Below are 15,699 nucleotides of genomic sequence, written 5' to 3' on the forward strand. Positions count from 1 at the left end.
CCGCCCGGCGTCGTCGCGCCGCGGCCTCGGTACGCGTTCGTCGCCCGGGCACCTAAAAGGATTTCTAGCGTGCTAGTAAACAGGCCCAAACGCATTCCCTCCTTAGGGACAGTCGATGCAACACGAGACGCCGCCGGGCCCGCGCGGACTTCCGGTTCTCGGGGCCGACCCTGCGATGATTCGGGGCGGATTGGAGTTCACCTCGCGCATGGCCCGCGAGTACGGCGACGTCGTCCACTGGGACGGCGTTCGGGGGCACGTCTACCAACTCAACCACCCGGACGACATCGAATGCGTCCTCGTGCAGAACAACCAGAACTACGTGAAGGGCGAGAGCTTCCAGAAGATTCTCGGCCCACTCACCGGCAACGGCATCCTCAACAGCGAAGGCGAGGAGTGGCGGCGCAACCGCCACCTCGTCCAACCGGCGTTCCACCCCGACCGTATCGAGGAGTACGCCGAGATGATGACCGCGTTCACCGAGGAGATGTGCCGGCGGTGGTCGGACGGCGAGAGGCGACTGATCCACGACGACATGATGGAGTTGACGCTCCGAATCGTCGCGAAGGCGCTGTTCGGCGTGGACGTGGAGGACCGCTTCGAGGAGATAAGCGAGGCCATCGACACGTTCCTCCCCGCCACGTCGAGTCTGCCGAACATCCTCCTCCCGGAGGAGGTACCCCTCCCCTCGCGCCGGAAGATGCGCGAGGCGCGACAGACCCTCGACGACGTCGTCGCGGAGATTATCAGCGAACGCCGTGAGAACCCCGGGAACGACGTCGTCTCGATGCTGCTCTCGGCGGCCGACGAGGAGGGAAACACCCTCAGCGACGACCAGATTCACGACGAGATAATCACGCTCCTCACCGCCGGTCACGAGACGACGGCGGTTTCGCTGACGTACACCACCTACCTCCTCTCGCAGCACCCGAACGTGGAGCGACGACTCGTGGCGGAACTCGACGAGGTGCTGGACGGCCGGCCGCCGACGATGGCCGACGTCCCCGAGTTGACGTACACCGAACAGGTGGTCAAAGAGTCGATGCGCCTCTACCCGCCGGTTCCGAGAATCGTCCGCGAGGCGGTCGAACCCGACACCCTCGGCGGGTACGAGATTCCCGCCGGCGCGACGATTCAGATGAGTCAGTGGGTCGTCCACCGCGACTCCCGGTGGTACGACGACGCCCTCTCGTTCGAACCCGAACGCTGGACCGACGAGTTAGAGCGGTCGCTCCCCCGGTTGGCGTACTTCCCGTTCGCCGCGGGGCCGCGCCGGTGCATCGGCGACCGGTTCGCCATGCTCGAAGCGCGCCTCCTGCTCGCGACCATCTACCAGAACTACCACCTCGAACTGGTCTCGGACCGCAACCTCGAAGTGATACCGACGGTCACCTCGCGGCCCAAAGAGGAAGTCGTGATGGTCGCCCACGAACGCGACGACGACTGAACCGGATCGACGGCGGTTCGGTCGGCGGGTGCCGCCGTTGCCGCGGCGAGGCGGCGTTAAGAGGCGGTCTCAGTCGGTTTCCCCGCCGTCTGTCGGTGAGAGAACGTCGTCGATGATTACCCTGTCCGACTCGCTTTCGCGCAGTTGGAGGCAGCACTAACCGGAAACTGCGACCGACGAAAGCGGCCGAGACGGGTCGGCGGCGGATTCAGCGCGTGGATTGTGTGACTATCGGCGGTGAAGTGTCCGTTTTCGCCGTCCGTTCTCGCTTCGGCGTTCGCTCTTCGGACCCGCGTCGCGTCGTAGTCGGCTACAAATATGGCGAGAATGCGAGAGAGTTTGGGTATCTAGACGCTCCTGTCTCGCATGAGTTCTACAGTCGGGTCGCTGTGGCGACGGTATCGCTCCGTACCGCTGATATACCGTATCTCCGTCGCGTTCGTCCTCGGTTCCGCGGCCGGAATCGCGTTCGGCGAACGGATGACCGTCGTTCAACCGCTCGGCGACCTCTTCCTCCGGTTGCTCAACATGCTGGTGGTCCCGATAATCGTCTTCACGCTGCTTACCGGGATTCGCCAACTGTCTCCGGCGCGACTCGGACAAATTGGCGGCGCTACGGTCGGTCTCTACGCCGCGACGACTACCGTCGCGGGAATCATCGGCCTCGCCGTCGCGAACGTCCTCCAACCGGGGCGCGGCGTCGAGTTCGCCGGCGGTGCGGCCGAATCTCAGGCACCGCCCTCGCTCACGGAAGTCGTGTTGGGCATCGTCCCGAGCAATCCGGTGGCGGCCATGGCGGAGGGTAACCTCCTCGCGACGGTCTTCTTCGTCATCGTCTTCGGCATCGCGCTCACTTACGTGCGCGCTCAGCAGGCCGCGTACGCGGACCGCGTCGACTCGGTCTTCGAGGCGTTCGAAGTCGGCGCGGAGGCGATGTTCGTCGTCGTCCGCGGCGTACTCGAGTACGGCGTCGTCGGCGTGTTCGCGTTGATGGCCGCGGGAATCGGTAGCGAAGGTATCGGCGTGTTCTCGTCGCTCGGCGTACTCGTGGTGGCCGTCGCTATCGCAGTCGTCATCCACATCGCCTTCACGTACCTCTTCGTCCTCATGGGCCTCGTCGTGGGCGCGTCGCCCCTCGCGTTCCTCGCCGGTGCGAAAGACGCGATGGTGACGGCCTTCGCCACGCGTTCCTCGAGCGGAACGCTTCCGGTGACGATGACCAACGCCGAAGAGGACCTCCGCATCGGAGAGCGGGTCTACTCGTTCGCACTTCCGGTCGGAGCCACCGCGAACATGGACGGCGCGGCTATCCGACAGGCGATCACTGTCGTGTTCGCCGCGAACGTCGTGGGACAACCGCTCGCACTCTCCGAGCAAGTCCTCGTTCTGGCCGTCGCCGTACTCATCAGCATCGGAACCGCCGGCGTCCCCGGTGCGGGGATAGTCATGCTCACGGTCGTCCTCAATCAGGTCGGCCTTCCTCTCACGGTCGTGGGGTTCGTCGCCGGCGTTGACCCGATTCTCGGCCGCATCGCGACGATGAATAACGTCACCGGCGACTTGGCGGTCGCTACCGTCGTGGGGAAGTGGAACGACGCCGTCGACTTCGACGGCGGCGTCTGGACGTGACTCTCCGCCGACTCCGGAGTCCGGCGCGACGGTGTGGCACGAGTCGGACGGCGCGTTCGTCGGAGCGTGGACGGAGTGGGAGCCGTACGGTTCGCCGTCCCGCGGTCAGTCGTTGAGGTGCGCCCGCTCGAACCGGTCCGGCGGTAGTTTGAGTTCGTCGAGGTTCGGGAGGTGCTTGACGTTGTAGACGACTTTCATCTCGTCGGTGATGGGGGCGTTGAGACAGGAGAGCCTGATTCCGTCCGCTATCATCTCGGAGGGGAGGATGTTGCTCGAATCCATCTCCATCTCCCCTTCGATGACCGCGACGGCGCAGTTCGCGCACGCCCCGCCCCGGCAGGCGTACGGCCACGCGAACCCCTGGTCCTCGGCCGCCTCCAGGAGCGACTGGTTCGGTTCGACCGGTATCTCGCCGTAGTCCGCCGGGTCGAGTCCCGCGGCGGACGCCTTCTCGAACAGGTCGTCGTCGTCCAGTGCCCACCCGTGGTCGTCGAGGACTTCGTAGTTGAGGAACTCCACGCGCGACTCCTCCGGTTCGTCCTCGTCGTCCTCGTCTCCGCGTCCGTTCGCGTCTCCCCGCCGCGAGGGACGGTCGGCGCCCTCGCCGTCGTCCGCGCCGCCCTCGCCGTCGTATCCGTTCAGAATCTCCCTGTACGCCGCGTACACCGCCTGAAACTCCTCCGCCGACCCGCCGTGGTCGGGGTGGGATTCCTTCACCCGTCGCCTGTACGCTCGCTCGATTTCCGCGTCGTCCGCATCCGAATCGACTCCTAAAATCTCGAACGGGGACTCCACGCCTAGGGATGGGGCGATGAGAATCATAAATCCTCTCCCTGCCGCCTCGTCGCGGAAGTTTTGCGGGCCGCCGAGGTCGTTTCGGACCCCCCGTTCAGAGTGAAAACGACGCGGGAGGCGTCGGCGCAGTCGGACGACGACGCGAGACGGACGATACGCGTGAGACGGCCTGCATACCGTCTCTACCGACCGAACGGTCCGGCGGTTCTCCGCGTATTCGCGCCTCGCCGGTCGCGTTTTCACCCTGAACGAGGGGTGTCCCCGGTTCGACGCGCGCTCTGTTCGGACGTCCGACTCCACGGCGCGAACGGAGCCTCGGACGAACCCGGCCGAGCAGTCCGCTCGGTAGTCGGGTGTGGATATATGTCAGAAGGAATTCAACTATCTGCTAATGCAGTTAGTCGGCACCGTCGCGACGGTAATCGTTCTCGGCGTATCCGGATACAACGTGATAACCGCGTTCGGCAGTCGCACGTGGGTGAAGCTGGTGGTCCATATCCTGGGATTTCTCGGCACGTGCCTGATAGCCCTCGAATTTTTCGGGCTCCGAGTACCTCTCGGAGCGGACCCGGACAGCGGAATTCAGCTAATCGCCTTCCTGATGGCTCTGATACTGCTGACTAACTACCTGTTACGGCGATTCGTGCCGGACGTACTCTCTCGTTCCGAGTAGTTCCGGACGTGGTCGTGCCCTCCTCATGAACAGGCTTCCCACGCAAAATATTCACCAGTACGTCCGTCACGTCTCTCTCTGCGGTACGACTCTCGCCCGACGAGACTGTCGGCTATCGTCGTCGGAAAGCGGATAGAGGCAATCGGCTTCGATGGCGGCGTCGGGACCTGACGGTCCGATTTCGAACTCGGTCGCCGCGGAGTTCGACGAGAACGCGATTGGTTCGTTTCTCTTCGCTCCCGGGCGACGAACACGAGTTTCTGATCGTCCCTCGATCGAACGAACAGATATTATTGTATGCACCGGTTCGCCGGTGTCCGGTTCCGATCACAGAACGTCCGTCCGGAAGTGGTCTCGTCGAGACATATCTTGGACATATTACCATAAAATGTCGTTATAGGTGGATAATCGGCACTATAAAGGCGAAAAACTAATATTTGGTAGAATAAGGGTGGAATGCACGTATCTCGAAGAAGTATCCAAAAGTATCGTCCGTGTGTGGATAAATACCCGGCGTGGACTATCGATAAATCGAAATCTATGTTTGCGACCACTTCTCCGGTTCAGGGATAGTCCAATTACTTCTATCGATAGTGCTCTTCAGGTTCGGTGAATGCGCTCACTGCACCATCGCGCTGCTCCCCGACTACAGTTTCTCCGTCCCGGAGATCGGTCGGGCCGAGCCGTCGCCGACAGTTCGTGCGGATCGGGCGTGACCGCGGTCTAGGCTGCGATCCTCGTCGACTTTTCCGTCCAAGCCGTCGTCAATGTCGCCCGGTTCCGAAGCGGGAAGTGGCGGCTCGTCACCCGTCGCTCTGATGCCGATGCCACCGGCGGCGACTAACTCGTACTGTTTAGATCGTACTTGCCGATGGCTCGGCGGTCGTATAGAGGTACGTGGCGGCGAGTGCGACGATCGCTTCGGCGGATTTGGAGACGATCGCCATCGTGTTCGCCGGGCCGCCCATGACGAAGTACGCGACTATCTGAGCGACGGCGAGTAGCCCCATAAGGAGGTAGAACTCGCGGCGCCAGTAGCGAGTTACGTAGATCACTACGCCCGCGACGAAGCCGAGGGCGGCGAGGACGAACAAGATCGCCTGCGTGATGTCGAATGCGATTACGACCGGAACGAGCCACAGGTGAATCGCCGCCGAAACGAGCGCTGCAGCGATCATCACGTACGGTACGACTCCGGACGGAACTCCCCTGGTGAGAGAGGAACCACGGGAGGTGTTGGCTGCTGTCTCGGACATCGTCTGTAACAGAGGTGCTTAGGAAGATATGTTTTTCCACTTTCAGGTTCCCCTAACCTGTCGACTTCGTAAGGTATCGAAAAATCGTCCCCTGTAGCGTGGTGCAGTCACCAGACCGCAGGAAACGCGCTGACGGAGAGCTCATCGGATACCGAACCGATGGAGTATCGGACAAGTATCAGTACGGTTCGGAGTGTCCCCGTCGAGTTCGTCTCGGGAGAGTGACGATTCCCGTGTATCGTCGGTCGGCCGGTGTCCTGTGAGGGAACAGATCGTAAGGGTATATCTAACGACCGTCGATATCTTCCGAGAACACCATTACAACTGTAGCGCTGTAAGATCCGCTTTATCTTGAGCGGTATGGAGTGGAACTATGGTGAACGTGAAAGCGACGTACGATACCGATCGAAGTCGTCAGATATTCTCGAACGTGTCTTCGGGGAGAGGTGATCTCTGATTCAGTAACTGGCGGTAGGTGACACAGATATCATCAGCTGCCGCCTCTAGCTTCCGAACGAGCGTCTCACAATACTCCTCACGCCGAAGTTTACTGGTGGGGCCTCCGACCGAGATACTCCCCAACACGTCGTCGACGGAAAGGGGGCACGCGACAAATCCGACTCCGATGGCTTGTTCGTCCCAATCGACGGCGTATCCGTCGTCAGCAATCTGGTCGAGTTCCCGCCGAAGCGTCGCGGGGTCAGTTATCGTCTGCTCGGTTACTGCGCGAAGCGAGTCTCCGTCCAGTAACTGTACGGCGTTCCTCCGAGAACCCCGCCAGTATCACCTTTCCGGCGGCGTGGGTGTGAAGCGGAGTCCGAAAACCGCTGTACGGACTGGGACCGACCCGTCCCCGGTCGGTTTCCGCATGAAGAAGCACCCACTCCCCCTGTTCTTCGACACCGATCTGGACGAGCTCTCCGGTTTCTCTATAGAGGTCCACCGCGGAGCGAATTGAAGCGTAAAACAACCGACTGCGGTACTTCTTCCGATTGCCCAACTGGAGGAACCGATAGCCGACTTCGTACAGTCCCTCGTCCCGAGAGACGTATCCGACCTCCGCCAAGGACACGAGGTAATCGTGCGCCGTTGCCCGCGTGACCCCGAGTTCGGAAGCCACCTCGGACGGACGCGCCCCCTCCCGTTCGTCGAGAATTCGCAGCACTTCGAACGCACGCGATACCGTTTTGAGAGGTGGTGATCCCATGTATCGGACTCTCCGCAGACTCGTATAAATCGTCGGAAAACGACAAGCCCGCCCCCTGACGGTCCCCTGAGCGTGATGACCTCGTTCTCATCGACGTGATACGCACGTATTCGCTGCTCTCTCGGCGGAACTGTTCGGCGAGGGCGGACTCTCACCGGGTCGATTACAGTACTATGCTCGTAACGAATTCGCCCTCTGCCGCCTCCTCTGACTGCTCTCACCCCGTGTCCTGACCGCTCTGTCGGTTAGGTACGGGCGCATCCGTCGGAAAGCGAGTCACCGAGACGTGACCGAAAACGGACGTAGATGGAATCGCGCCCCTCTCCGGAGAACGGACAGTCCGACACCGCCGGACCTCTATCCGTCATTGTCGGAAACGCTTCCCGGAACGATTTCTTCGGACGACTGTCAGTTGTAGTCCTCCGCTCCGTGCGTGAGAGTCCGATGCCGAGTACGTTCTCTGCAGTATAGGGCTCGATCCGAGGCAGTTTACGCTTTACGCGGGTCGCCAAAGCTCCTTTCGACACATCCGTGCTCGGTATCGTCGGCAACGGTGCGACGTACGGGATTTCGTCCATCTCTCGGATTCGAACCGGTTTGCGAGGAGAATTCTGGTGAGATGCGCACGTTCGATATTATCGGATAGTTTTCGATAGCCCTCTTTTAACGGAGCAGATATCTGTCGGTGACTGCGGCGTTCTCTCCCTCCTCGACCGAACGTACGAAAACCGAGGAGAGACGATTCGCCATATCCTTCCGGTATAGTCGGAAGGAGAGTCGTCCGTCGGACTCCCTTCCGGGTATGTAACTGTCTACTCGGTCTCCGCGCCGTCTCCGACCGCCCGGATTACGGGATCGACTCCGCGAGCAACTCGACCGGATGACGCGGTCGTCGCTCCAACAGAGCGTCTATCTGCTCCAGACAGGAGGTACCGCTGGCGACGACCCGTCGGTCGGCGGCGTCGCCGGTTTGCAGTTGGCCTCTGAGTCGGTCGCCGACGTCTATGCTGAGCTCGTAGTAGTCGGATTTGTAGCCGAAACTCCCCGCCATCCCGCAGCACTCCACGTCCGAGGTGACTACGTCGTAGCCGCACTCGTTCAAGACGGCGACGGTGTACGTCTCCAGCCCGAGGGTCCGCTGTTGACAGTGGCTGTGGTAGGCGACACCCGCGCCGTCGCCCGCGGCGAGTGCGTCGGCGTCGGCACCGTTCTGCAGGAGGCCGTACACGTACTCCAGTACCTCGTAGCTGTTCTCCGAGAGCATCTCGAAGGTGTCGTCGGCGACGAGTCGTTCGTACTCCCGCGTGAACATGGCGTGGTCGCTCGGCTCGACGACGACCACGTCGTAGCCGTCCTTGACGTACGGCGCGAGCGTCTCGGTGACGCGTTCCGCGTGGTCGGCCGCGGTAGCGACCATCCCCTGCGAGTAGGGGGCGCGGCCGCTGGAGGCCACTGGCGGGACGGCCACCTCCACGCCGAGTGCTTCGAGGGCGCGGACGGCGGCTTTGCCGCGTTCGACCTGCACGTGGTTCGTGTACAGGTCCGGGTAGATGACGGCGCGTCGCTCCGGATTCGTCACGCGGGAGTCGCGTTCTGTCCGCACCCTCATCGCTCGCTCTGCCGAGGCGGCGCGGCCGCCTCGCTTCTCGAACCACTTGACCAGCGTCTCCCGTTCGAACGTCGGGAGGTCGCGCCGGGGGTCGATACCGAGTCCCTTCTCCATCGCCCACCGGGATGCGTCGGTGTCGGCGAGCCAGTTCGAGAGCGGTGCCGTCGCGCTGCCGACCTTCGCCACCGTCTCGAAGTTGCCGAAGAACCGTTTTTGCATATCGACACCACCGGGTTCCTCGTCCGGCGTCAACCCCTCGACCAACCAGTCGAACTCCTGTTCGTCCCCGCGGTTGATCCGGTCGCGGACGACCGTGTTTATCCACGGGATGTCTATCTTCACCGGGCAGGCGTTGACACACCGCGTACAGCCGGTACAGAGGTCGTTGAACTCCGCGGCGGTGTCGAGTCCCTCGATGCCGGCTTCCCACCCTGTGGCGATGCCGCCGGAGTACGTCTCGCCGCCGAAGGCGTGGCCGCCGACGCTCTGGAAGTTCGCACACGAGTTCGAACAGGCCGAACACCGGATACAGTACAGCGTCTCCTTCAACTGTTCGTCTTCGCGCATCTCCGTGCGCCCGTTGTCCACGAGGACGAGGTGGAAGTCGCGGTCGGCGTCGAACTCTGACAGCGGTGTGGTGTCGTCCTCGAAGTCGACGACCGGGGTATCCACCGGCGGCGTCAGAAGCGAGACGTACGAGGTGATGTCCTGTCCGGTCCCCGAGCGACCGATGAGTTCGACGAACGGATGGAGGTCTTCGACGGACGGAATCACCTTCTCGACGCCCGCGACGGTTATCTGCGTGTCCGTCGCGGCGACGGTCTTGCGCGCGTTACCCTCGCTGGTCACGAGCGCCATCGTTCCGGTGTCTGCCGCGAGGAAGTTCGCACCGGTGATGCCCACCTCGGCGTCCAGTATCTGCTCGCCGAGTTTCTCGCGCGCGAAGTACGTGAGGTCTGCCGCGGTCTCCAGCGGTTCTTCGGGGTCGAACGCCTCGTTGAACAGGTCGGCGATGGCCTCTCGGGACTTGTGAATGGCGGGCGCGACGATGTGGGAAGGGGCCTCGTCGGCGACCTGAAGCACCCACTCGCCGAGGTCGGTCTCCACCACGTCCACGCCGTCGGCTTCGAGCGCGTCGTTGACCTCTATCTCTTCGGTGGTCATCGACTTCGACTTCACGACGCGGTCGGCGTCCCGGTCGGAGACGACGGAGCGGATGTACTCGTTCGCGTCCGCGGCGTCGTCGGCGACGTACACCGTCCCGCCGTTCGCCTCGACGCTCTCGCGCAACTGATCGACGAGTCGGGGGAGGCGTTCGATGGCGTCCTCCTTGACGGCGCGGGCCTCGTCCTTCAGCGCTTCGTAGTCTTCGAGGTCGGCGACCGACCGGTACCGGCCCTCGTTGAACGCCCGCGTGTTCTCTGCCACCGCCGCGCCTTCGGTCCGCATGAGTCTGCGGATGTCGTCGGCCTTGGACATCGTCACTCGCCCTCCGTGAGAACGACGACGTGGACTTCCCGCGGCCCGTGCGCGCCCTTCACCAACGCGCCCATGTCTGCCGTCGCGCTCGGTCCGGTCGCGATAACGGCGCTTCCCTTCGTCCGACGGAACTCTGAACCGAGCGACCGAACCGCGGACTCCATGTCTCTCTCGACGTCGTTCTCCCTGACGACGGCCACGTGACGGTCCACGAACAGACTCACCAGTTCGCTCGCGCGGTCGGTGACCGAGAGGACGAGCGACCCGTAGTCGGCGATTCCGAGTGACGCGCCGGTCACGCCGGTCGTCGCCGCCCGGAGCGTCGCGGGCGTCGGGTCGACTTCGACGGACGTTCCGGACAGCGCGAGTTCGGGGTCGCCGAACGTCTCGTCGAGGGCGACGCCGACGGCGGGCGATTCGACGACTTCGTCGATGCGGCTCTGGAACTCCGCTTCGGTGACGCGAGTTACGGACACGTCCAACTCGTCCAGTACGGACTCGAACCGCGAGAGTGTGGATGACGACATCGGTGTGCGAACGCAAGCGCCACACCCCTATTTAGTTTCGGTTGGGGGCACTGTCCGGTGTTCTGGTCTCCGTCAGCGGCACGCTCGATTTCCCGTTCCTCGGACGCACCCCCGCGTACCCAAAATTATTAGCCTGCGTACCCGTATGGCTTTACTGAGTCGACCGATTCGACCATTCCCAGCAACTATGAAAGCAATCGTTCAGACGGGACCCCGCTCCGTAGAGACACAGGAGCGTCAAGCCCCCTCTCCAGACGCAGACGAAGTGCTCGTGAAAGTCCACACGGCCGGACTGTGCGGGAGCGACGCTCACGCGTACAAGTACGACGGTGGATACGAGTGGATTCCCATCCCCCGCATCATGGGCCACGAGTACTCCGGCGAAGTCGTCGAAGTCGGTTCCGACGCGGAAGGCTTCGAAGTCGGAGACAAAGTCGTCGAGGAACCGATTCACGACTGCGGCCACTGCTTCCAGTGTAAGAACGGACAGCCGAACGTCTGTCAGAACTTCTCTATCACCGGAATGCACCGGGACGGTGCCTACACCGAGTACGTCGCCGTCGCGCCCGAACACGTCCACGCCGTCCCCGAGAGCGTTCCGCTCAGACACGCGGCCATCACGGAACCGACGAGCATCGCGGCGCGTGCGGTCCTCACTCGGTCGAACACGACGCCGGGGGACAACGTTCTCGTCGAAGGCCCGGGCCCCATCGGCGTCCTCGTCGCCGCCGTTGCGGACTCGCTCGGCGCGAATATCGTCGTCTCCGGCCTCGAACAGGACACGAAGTACCGGCTCCCGCTCCTCGAAGATATGGGTATCGAGACGGTCAACGTCCGGTCCGACGCCGGCATCGACGACTACGTCGATTCGCTCACCGACGGCGTCGGGTTCGACGTAGTGTTCGACGCAACGGGGCACCACACCGGCGTCGGGACGGCGACAGAGTACACGCGGAAGGGAGGTCAGGTGGTCGTCGTGGGCATCCCCAACGACACCAGCGAGGTCAACCTCACTCCGGTCGTCCGCGGCGAAATCGAGGTGAACTCCTCGTACGGGTCGACGTGGACGAACTTCGAACAGGCGCTCAGGCTGATGGAACGCGGCGACATCGCCGTCGATAAGATTCTCGACACGTCGTACGGTATCGACGACCCCGCGTCGGCGTTCGAGGCGTTTCTCAGCTCCGAGACCTGTAAGCCGGTATTCCAGTTCGACCGCTGACCGACCGTCTCAGTCGGGCGTGTCGCCGGCCGCCTCGGTGGAGAGCGGATGCACTGCCCAACCCGCGTAGTCTCCGATGGAAAATTCTTTCGGTTACCGAGTGGTCGTGAAGATACGACACCGCCATGGAGATTACAGGTATTTCGGCGACGAAAGTGAGCACCGAGTCGTGGGGCGAGTTCGTCGAGCTCCCGCTCGTCACCGTGATGAGCAAGTTCGAGGAGTAGAACAACGCCGACGGCGACAACCCGCAAGCCCGCCGTAAGTGGATGGGCTCCGTCGGCGACGATGCGCTCTCTGAACTCCTTCGTCAGGTGCTCTAGTTTAAGCTCGCCCATGCGATAGGTAACCATCCCCCCTACAGGCATTAAGATTTTTCCATTAGGCCACCGCCCGTCGGACGAATCGACCGCTTTACATCGTTGTCCCACCGGAGAATCGGTGTTCCGGGCCTGAGTCCAAAGATTTACCTTATCATATACACAGTTCCACCTATGTCACCCACCTCCGCCGAGGAGAGGCTCCACCGACCGACAGGCCTCGAGGTCGGGTTCGAGGACGCCCCCGAGAACGTCGACCCCACCACGTCGCCGCGGTTCTCGTGGCGAGTCGCGACCGACGAACGGGGTGCCGGTCAGCGGACGTACCGACTCGTCGTCGGCCGGGACCGCGACGCCGTCGCCGCCGGTCGCGGAACGCTCTGGGACTCCGGCCGCGTCGAGTCGAGTCGCGCGAGCAACGTCGAGTACGACGGCCCGACCCTCGGTGCCGACGAGACCTACTACTGGTCGGTGAAGGTCTGGACCGGCGACCGCGAAACGGAGTGGGCCGAACCGGCGCGGTTCGCGACGGCGTTGGACCCGGAGAGCTGGCGGGGCGACTGGATCGCCTACCAACCCGGCGAGGGCGACACGAACGGCTGGCGCAGTCAGTGGCAGCGTCCGGACGAGGACGGCGAAGAGTGGGTCGAGGTGGACTTAGACGAGTCCCGCGATATCTCCGCTATCTCGCTCCACGGGGCGGAACCCGTCGATATCGTACGGACGCCGGACGACACCGCCGTCACCATCTCTTGGTCGGAGAACCCCATCGAGGGCTTCGGATTCCCCGACGCCTACCGCGTCGAGGTAGCCGACGACCCCGGCTTCGGCGACGCGACGGTCGTCGCCGATGTCGAGTTCGAAGACGACGACTCGGAGGAGGAACCGGAGGGCGTCCCCGACGAGGGCGTTCCCGTCGAAACCCACGACGGCCTCGACGTCAGCGGTCGGTACGTGCGGGTCACGGCGACCGACCTCTTCGAGGTCACCCCTTCGACGTGGGATACGTCTCACATCCGCAGCCGAGACCGACGCGTCGTGCAGACCGGCGCGTGGCAGTGCTTCGCGCTGGCCGCCCTCTCCGTGGAGGGTCCCGACAGGACCGAACTCGCGACCGACGGCTTCGTCGAGGCGTCCTCGTCGTACGAGACCGACACGTGGGGGCGTGACCACCTGGTGAACGGGCGCACGGAGTCGCAAGCGGGTTCTACGTCGCCGCTCCTCCGGACGGAGTTCGACCTCGATAAGCCCGTCCGATCGGCGCGAATGCACGTCGCCGCCGTCGGCTACGGCGAGTTGCACGTGAACGGGACTCGGATAAGCGACCGACGACTCGACCCGGCGTGGACGGACTACGAACAGCGGGTTCTCTACGCGACCCACGACCTCACCGACCGACTCGGCGAGGGTTCGAACGCCGTCGGCATCTGGCTCGGTCGCGGGTGGTTCGCGAAGAGCAGTTCGTACTGGGTCAACGACGGGTCTCCGCGCGCCCGTGCGGTACTCACCGTGGAGTTCGAAGACGGGACGACGCGGCGGATTACGACGCACGCCGACTGGAGCGCCACCGAGAGCCCGATTCTTGCGAACGACATCTACGACGGCGAGACGTACGACGCCCGACGGGAGGAGGACGGCTGGTGCACTCCCAAGTACGACGCCTCGTCGTGGGACGACGCGGCCGTCGTCGATGCTCCCGGCGGGACGCTTCGCCCCGAACGTATCGAACCGATGCGAGTCGTCGAAACCTTCGACGTCGAGGAGGTCCGCGACCACCGAGAGGGCCCGATACTCGATTTCGGACAGAACCTCACCGGGTGGGTCGAACTGGAACTCGACGACCCCGACGCGGGCGACGAAATCACGGTCCGCCACGCGGAGGCACTCACCGAGGAGGGCGACCTGTCTACGACCGACCTCCGCACGGCCGACGCGACGGACACGTACGTCGCCCGCGGCGAGGCGACGGAGACCTACGAACCGCGGTTCACCTACCACGGCTTCCGGTACGCGCAGGTGACGGGCTACCCCGGCGAGTTCGACCCGGAGAAGGTAACCGCGAAGGTCGTCCACACGGCGATGGACCGGCGGGGCGAGTTCGCCTGCTCGAACGAGGAACTCAACCAACTCCAGCACAACGCCGTCTGGGGACTCCGTAGCAACACGCACTCGATCCCGGAGGACTGCCCCCAACGCGACGAGCGATTCGGGTGGACCGGCGACGCCCACATCTCCACCCGGTCGCTGCTCTTCAACTTCGACGCCGTTCGCTTCGACGAGAAGTGGGCCCGCGACCACGACGACGTCGCCACGGAGATGGGCTACGTCCCCGACGTCATCCCCAACAAGGCCGTTGAGGACCCCGCCGACCCCACGTGGTCGATCACGCGCGTGGTGGTCCCCTGGTACCTCTACCTGCACGACGGCGACGAGGGGATCCTCCGCGAGCAGTACGAGGGGATGCGCGAGTACGTCGATTACTGGTACGAGAACACCGAGGACGGCATCCTCCCCGACGACTACGGGAAGTTCGGCGACTGGCTGGCCTTCGAGAACGCCGACGGGCGTCGCGGGCTGCCTCACGACCTGTACAACACCGCCTTCCTCTATCAGGTCGTGGACACCTTCGCCGAGGTCGCCGACGCGGTGGGCAACGAGGCGGACGCCGAGGACTACCGCGAACGCGCCGAGTACGTCGCCGATGCCTTCAACGACCGCTACTTCGACCCCGAATCGGGAACCTACGGTCCGGGGACCCAATCGTCGTACGCCGTCCCGTTGTTCCTCGGGATGGTGCCCGACGACCACGTCGCCCGGGTCGCCGAGAACCTCGCCGAGAAGGTCCGGTCCGACGGCGGGAAGCTCAAAACCGGCTTCCTCGGGACGCGACCGCTGATCCACACGCTGGCCGACCATGGCTACGCCGACGTGGCGTATCAGGTCGTCAGCCAACCCGAACAGCCCGGCTGGGTGTACATGGTCCGCAACGGCGCGACGACGATGTGGGAGCGCTGGAACTCCGACGAGAGCGTCGGCTCGGGTATGAACTCGCTGAACCACTCGCCGTTCGCGCACGTCTCCGAGTTCTTCTACGAGGTGCTCGCCGGAATTCGACTCGGCAACCGACCGGTCACCGACCACGTGACTATCGCGCCGTCGCTGGTCGCAGACCTCGATTGGGTGTCGGCCAGCGTCGAGACTCGAACCGGCGAACTGTTGGTCGAGTGGGAGCGCGATGGCGAGGGAGGGTACGAACTGTCCGCGACCGTCCCGTGGAACGGCCGAGCGACGGTCCGACTCCCCGACGCGGCCGAGAGGACGGTGACCGAGTCTGACGTTCGACTGTCCGAGGGCGCGCCCGACGGCATCCTCTCTGTCGAACGCGACGGCGACGATGTCCTCGTCGAAATCGGCGCGGGGGAGTACGGCTTCTCCGTCGAGTAACTCGGGACATCGCGGCGTTCGAAGCGATAGATTCGGGGGACGCGATGGAACGCGGCTTTCTCGCCGGCGCGTAGCCCACTCGCGTTCTCCC

General features: G+C 63.7%; 11 protein-coding genes and 1 pseudogene. 6 read left to right on the forward strand and 6 right to left on the reverse strand.

What is annotated here, in order from left to right:
* Window positions 1-115 precede the first annotated feature (115 nt).
* Both ACZ522_RS01870 and ACZ522_RS01875 read left to right on the forward strand, forming a co-directional pair.
* Window positions 116-1,447 carry a cytochrome P450 gene (locus tag ACZ522_RS01870; RefSeq protein ID WP_379694817.1) on the forward strand — a complete coding sequence of 444 codons (1,332 nt, stop codon included), beginning with the start codon at window positions 116-118 and terminating at the stop codon, window positions 1,445-1,447.
* 366 nt (window positions 1,448-1,813) lie between these two features.
* A complete protein-coding gene (locus ACZ522_RS01875) occupies window positions 1,814-3,076 on the forward strand; it encodes a dicarboxylate/amino acid:cation symporter (RefSeq protein ID WP_379694814.1) in 1,263 nt (420 codons plus the stop codon).
* Between the two features lie 105 nt (window positions 3,077-3,181).
* Here ACZ522_RS01875 and fer read toward each other — a convergent pair whose 3' ends face one another.
* Window positions 3,182-3,871: a ferredoxin Fer gene (gene fer, locus ACZ522_RS01880; protein WP_379694811.1), complete on the reverse strand. Its 690-nt coding sequence runs from the start codon at window positions 3,869-3,871 to the stop codon at window positions 3,182-3,184.
* A gap of 391 nt (window positions 3,872-4,262) precedes the next feature.
* On the opposite strand from fer, the gene ACZ522_RS01885 reads away from it, so the two are divergent.
* Entirely contained in the window at window positions 4,263-4,544 is a 282-nt protein-coding gene (locus ACZ522_RS01885; protein WP_379694808.1) for a hypothetical protein, read from the forward strand.
* Between the two features lie 854 nt (window positions 4,545-5,398).
* On the opposite strand, the gene ACZ522_RS01890 is transcribed toward ACZ522_RS01885, so the two are convergent.
* The 5 genes from ACZ522_RS01890 to ACZ522_RS01910 form a co-directional block, all read right to left on the reverse strand.
* Window positions 5,399-5,800 carry a DUF7475 family protein gene (locus ACZ522_RS01890; RefSeq protein ID WP_379694805.1) on the reverse strand — a complete coding sequence of 134 codons (402 nt, stop codon included), beginning with the start codon at window positions 5,798-5,800 and terminating at the stop codon, window positions 5,399-5,401.
* Between the two features lie 414 nt (window positions 5,801-6,214).
* Window positions 6,215-6,547, reverse strand: a complete 333-nt coding sequence (locus ACZ522_RS01895) for an IclR family transcriptional regulator domain-containing protein (RefSeq protein ID WP_464391764.1) — start codon at window positions 6,545-6,547, stop codon at window positions 6,215-6,217.
* Window positions 6,501-7,007 (reverse strand): IclR family transcriptional regulator, encoded by a 507-nt coding sequence (locus ACZ522_RS01900; RefSeq protein ID WP_379694802.1) that lies wholly within the window; start codon window positions 7,005-7,007, stop codon window positions 6,501-6,503. Before ACZ522_RS01900 ends, ACZ522_RS01895 begins: the two co-directional genes overlap by 47 nt.
* Window positions 7,008-7,854: 847 nt before the next feature.
* Window positions 7,855-10,095, reverse strand: a complete 2,241-nt coding sequence (locus ACZ522_RS01905) for an LUD domain-containing protein (protein WP_379694800.1) — start codon at window positions 10,093-10,095, stop codon at window positions 7,855-7,857.
* 2 nt (window positions 10,096-10,097) lie between these two features.
* Window positions 10,098-10,622 carry an LUD domain-containing protein gene (locus ACZ522_RS01910; protein ID WP_379694798.1) on the reverse strand — a complete coding sequence of 175 codons (525 nt, stop codon included), beginning with the start codon at window positions 10,620-10,622 and terminating at the stop codon, window positions 10,098-10,100.
* A gap of 187 nt (window positions 10,623-10,809) precedes the next feature.
* On the opposite strand from ACZ522_RS01910, the gene rhcE reads away from it, so the two are divergent.
* The 3 genes and pseudogenes from rhcE (at window position 10,810) to ACZ522_RS01925 (ending at window position 15,608) form a co-directional block, all read left to right on the forward strand.
* Window positions 10,810-11,844, forward strand: a complete 1,035-nt coding sequence (rhcE, locus tag ACZ522_RS01915; protein WP_379694795.1) for a 2-keto-3-deoxy-L-rhamnonate dehydrogenase — start codon at window positions 10,810-10,812, stop codon at window positions 11,842-11,844.
* Window positions 11,845-11,969: 125 nt separating this feature from the next.
* Window positions 11,970-12,131: pseudogene (locus tag ACZ522_RS01920) on the forward strand (L-rhamnonate dehydratase); the annotation flags it as partial.
* A gap of 207 nt (window positions 12,132-12,338) precedes the next feature.
* Window positions 12,339-15,608: an alpha-L-rhamnosidase gene (locus ACZ522_RS01925; protein WP_379694793.1), complete on the forward strand. Its 3,270-nt coding sequence runs from the start codon at window positions 12,339-12,341 to the stop codon at window positions 15,606-15,608.
* Window positions 15,609-15,699 lie beyond the last annotated feature (91 nt).

This window comes from Halopelagius fulvigenes (assembly GCF_055398025.1).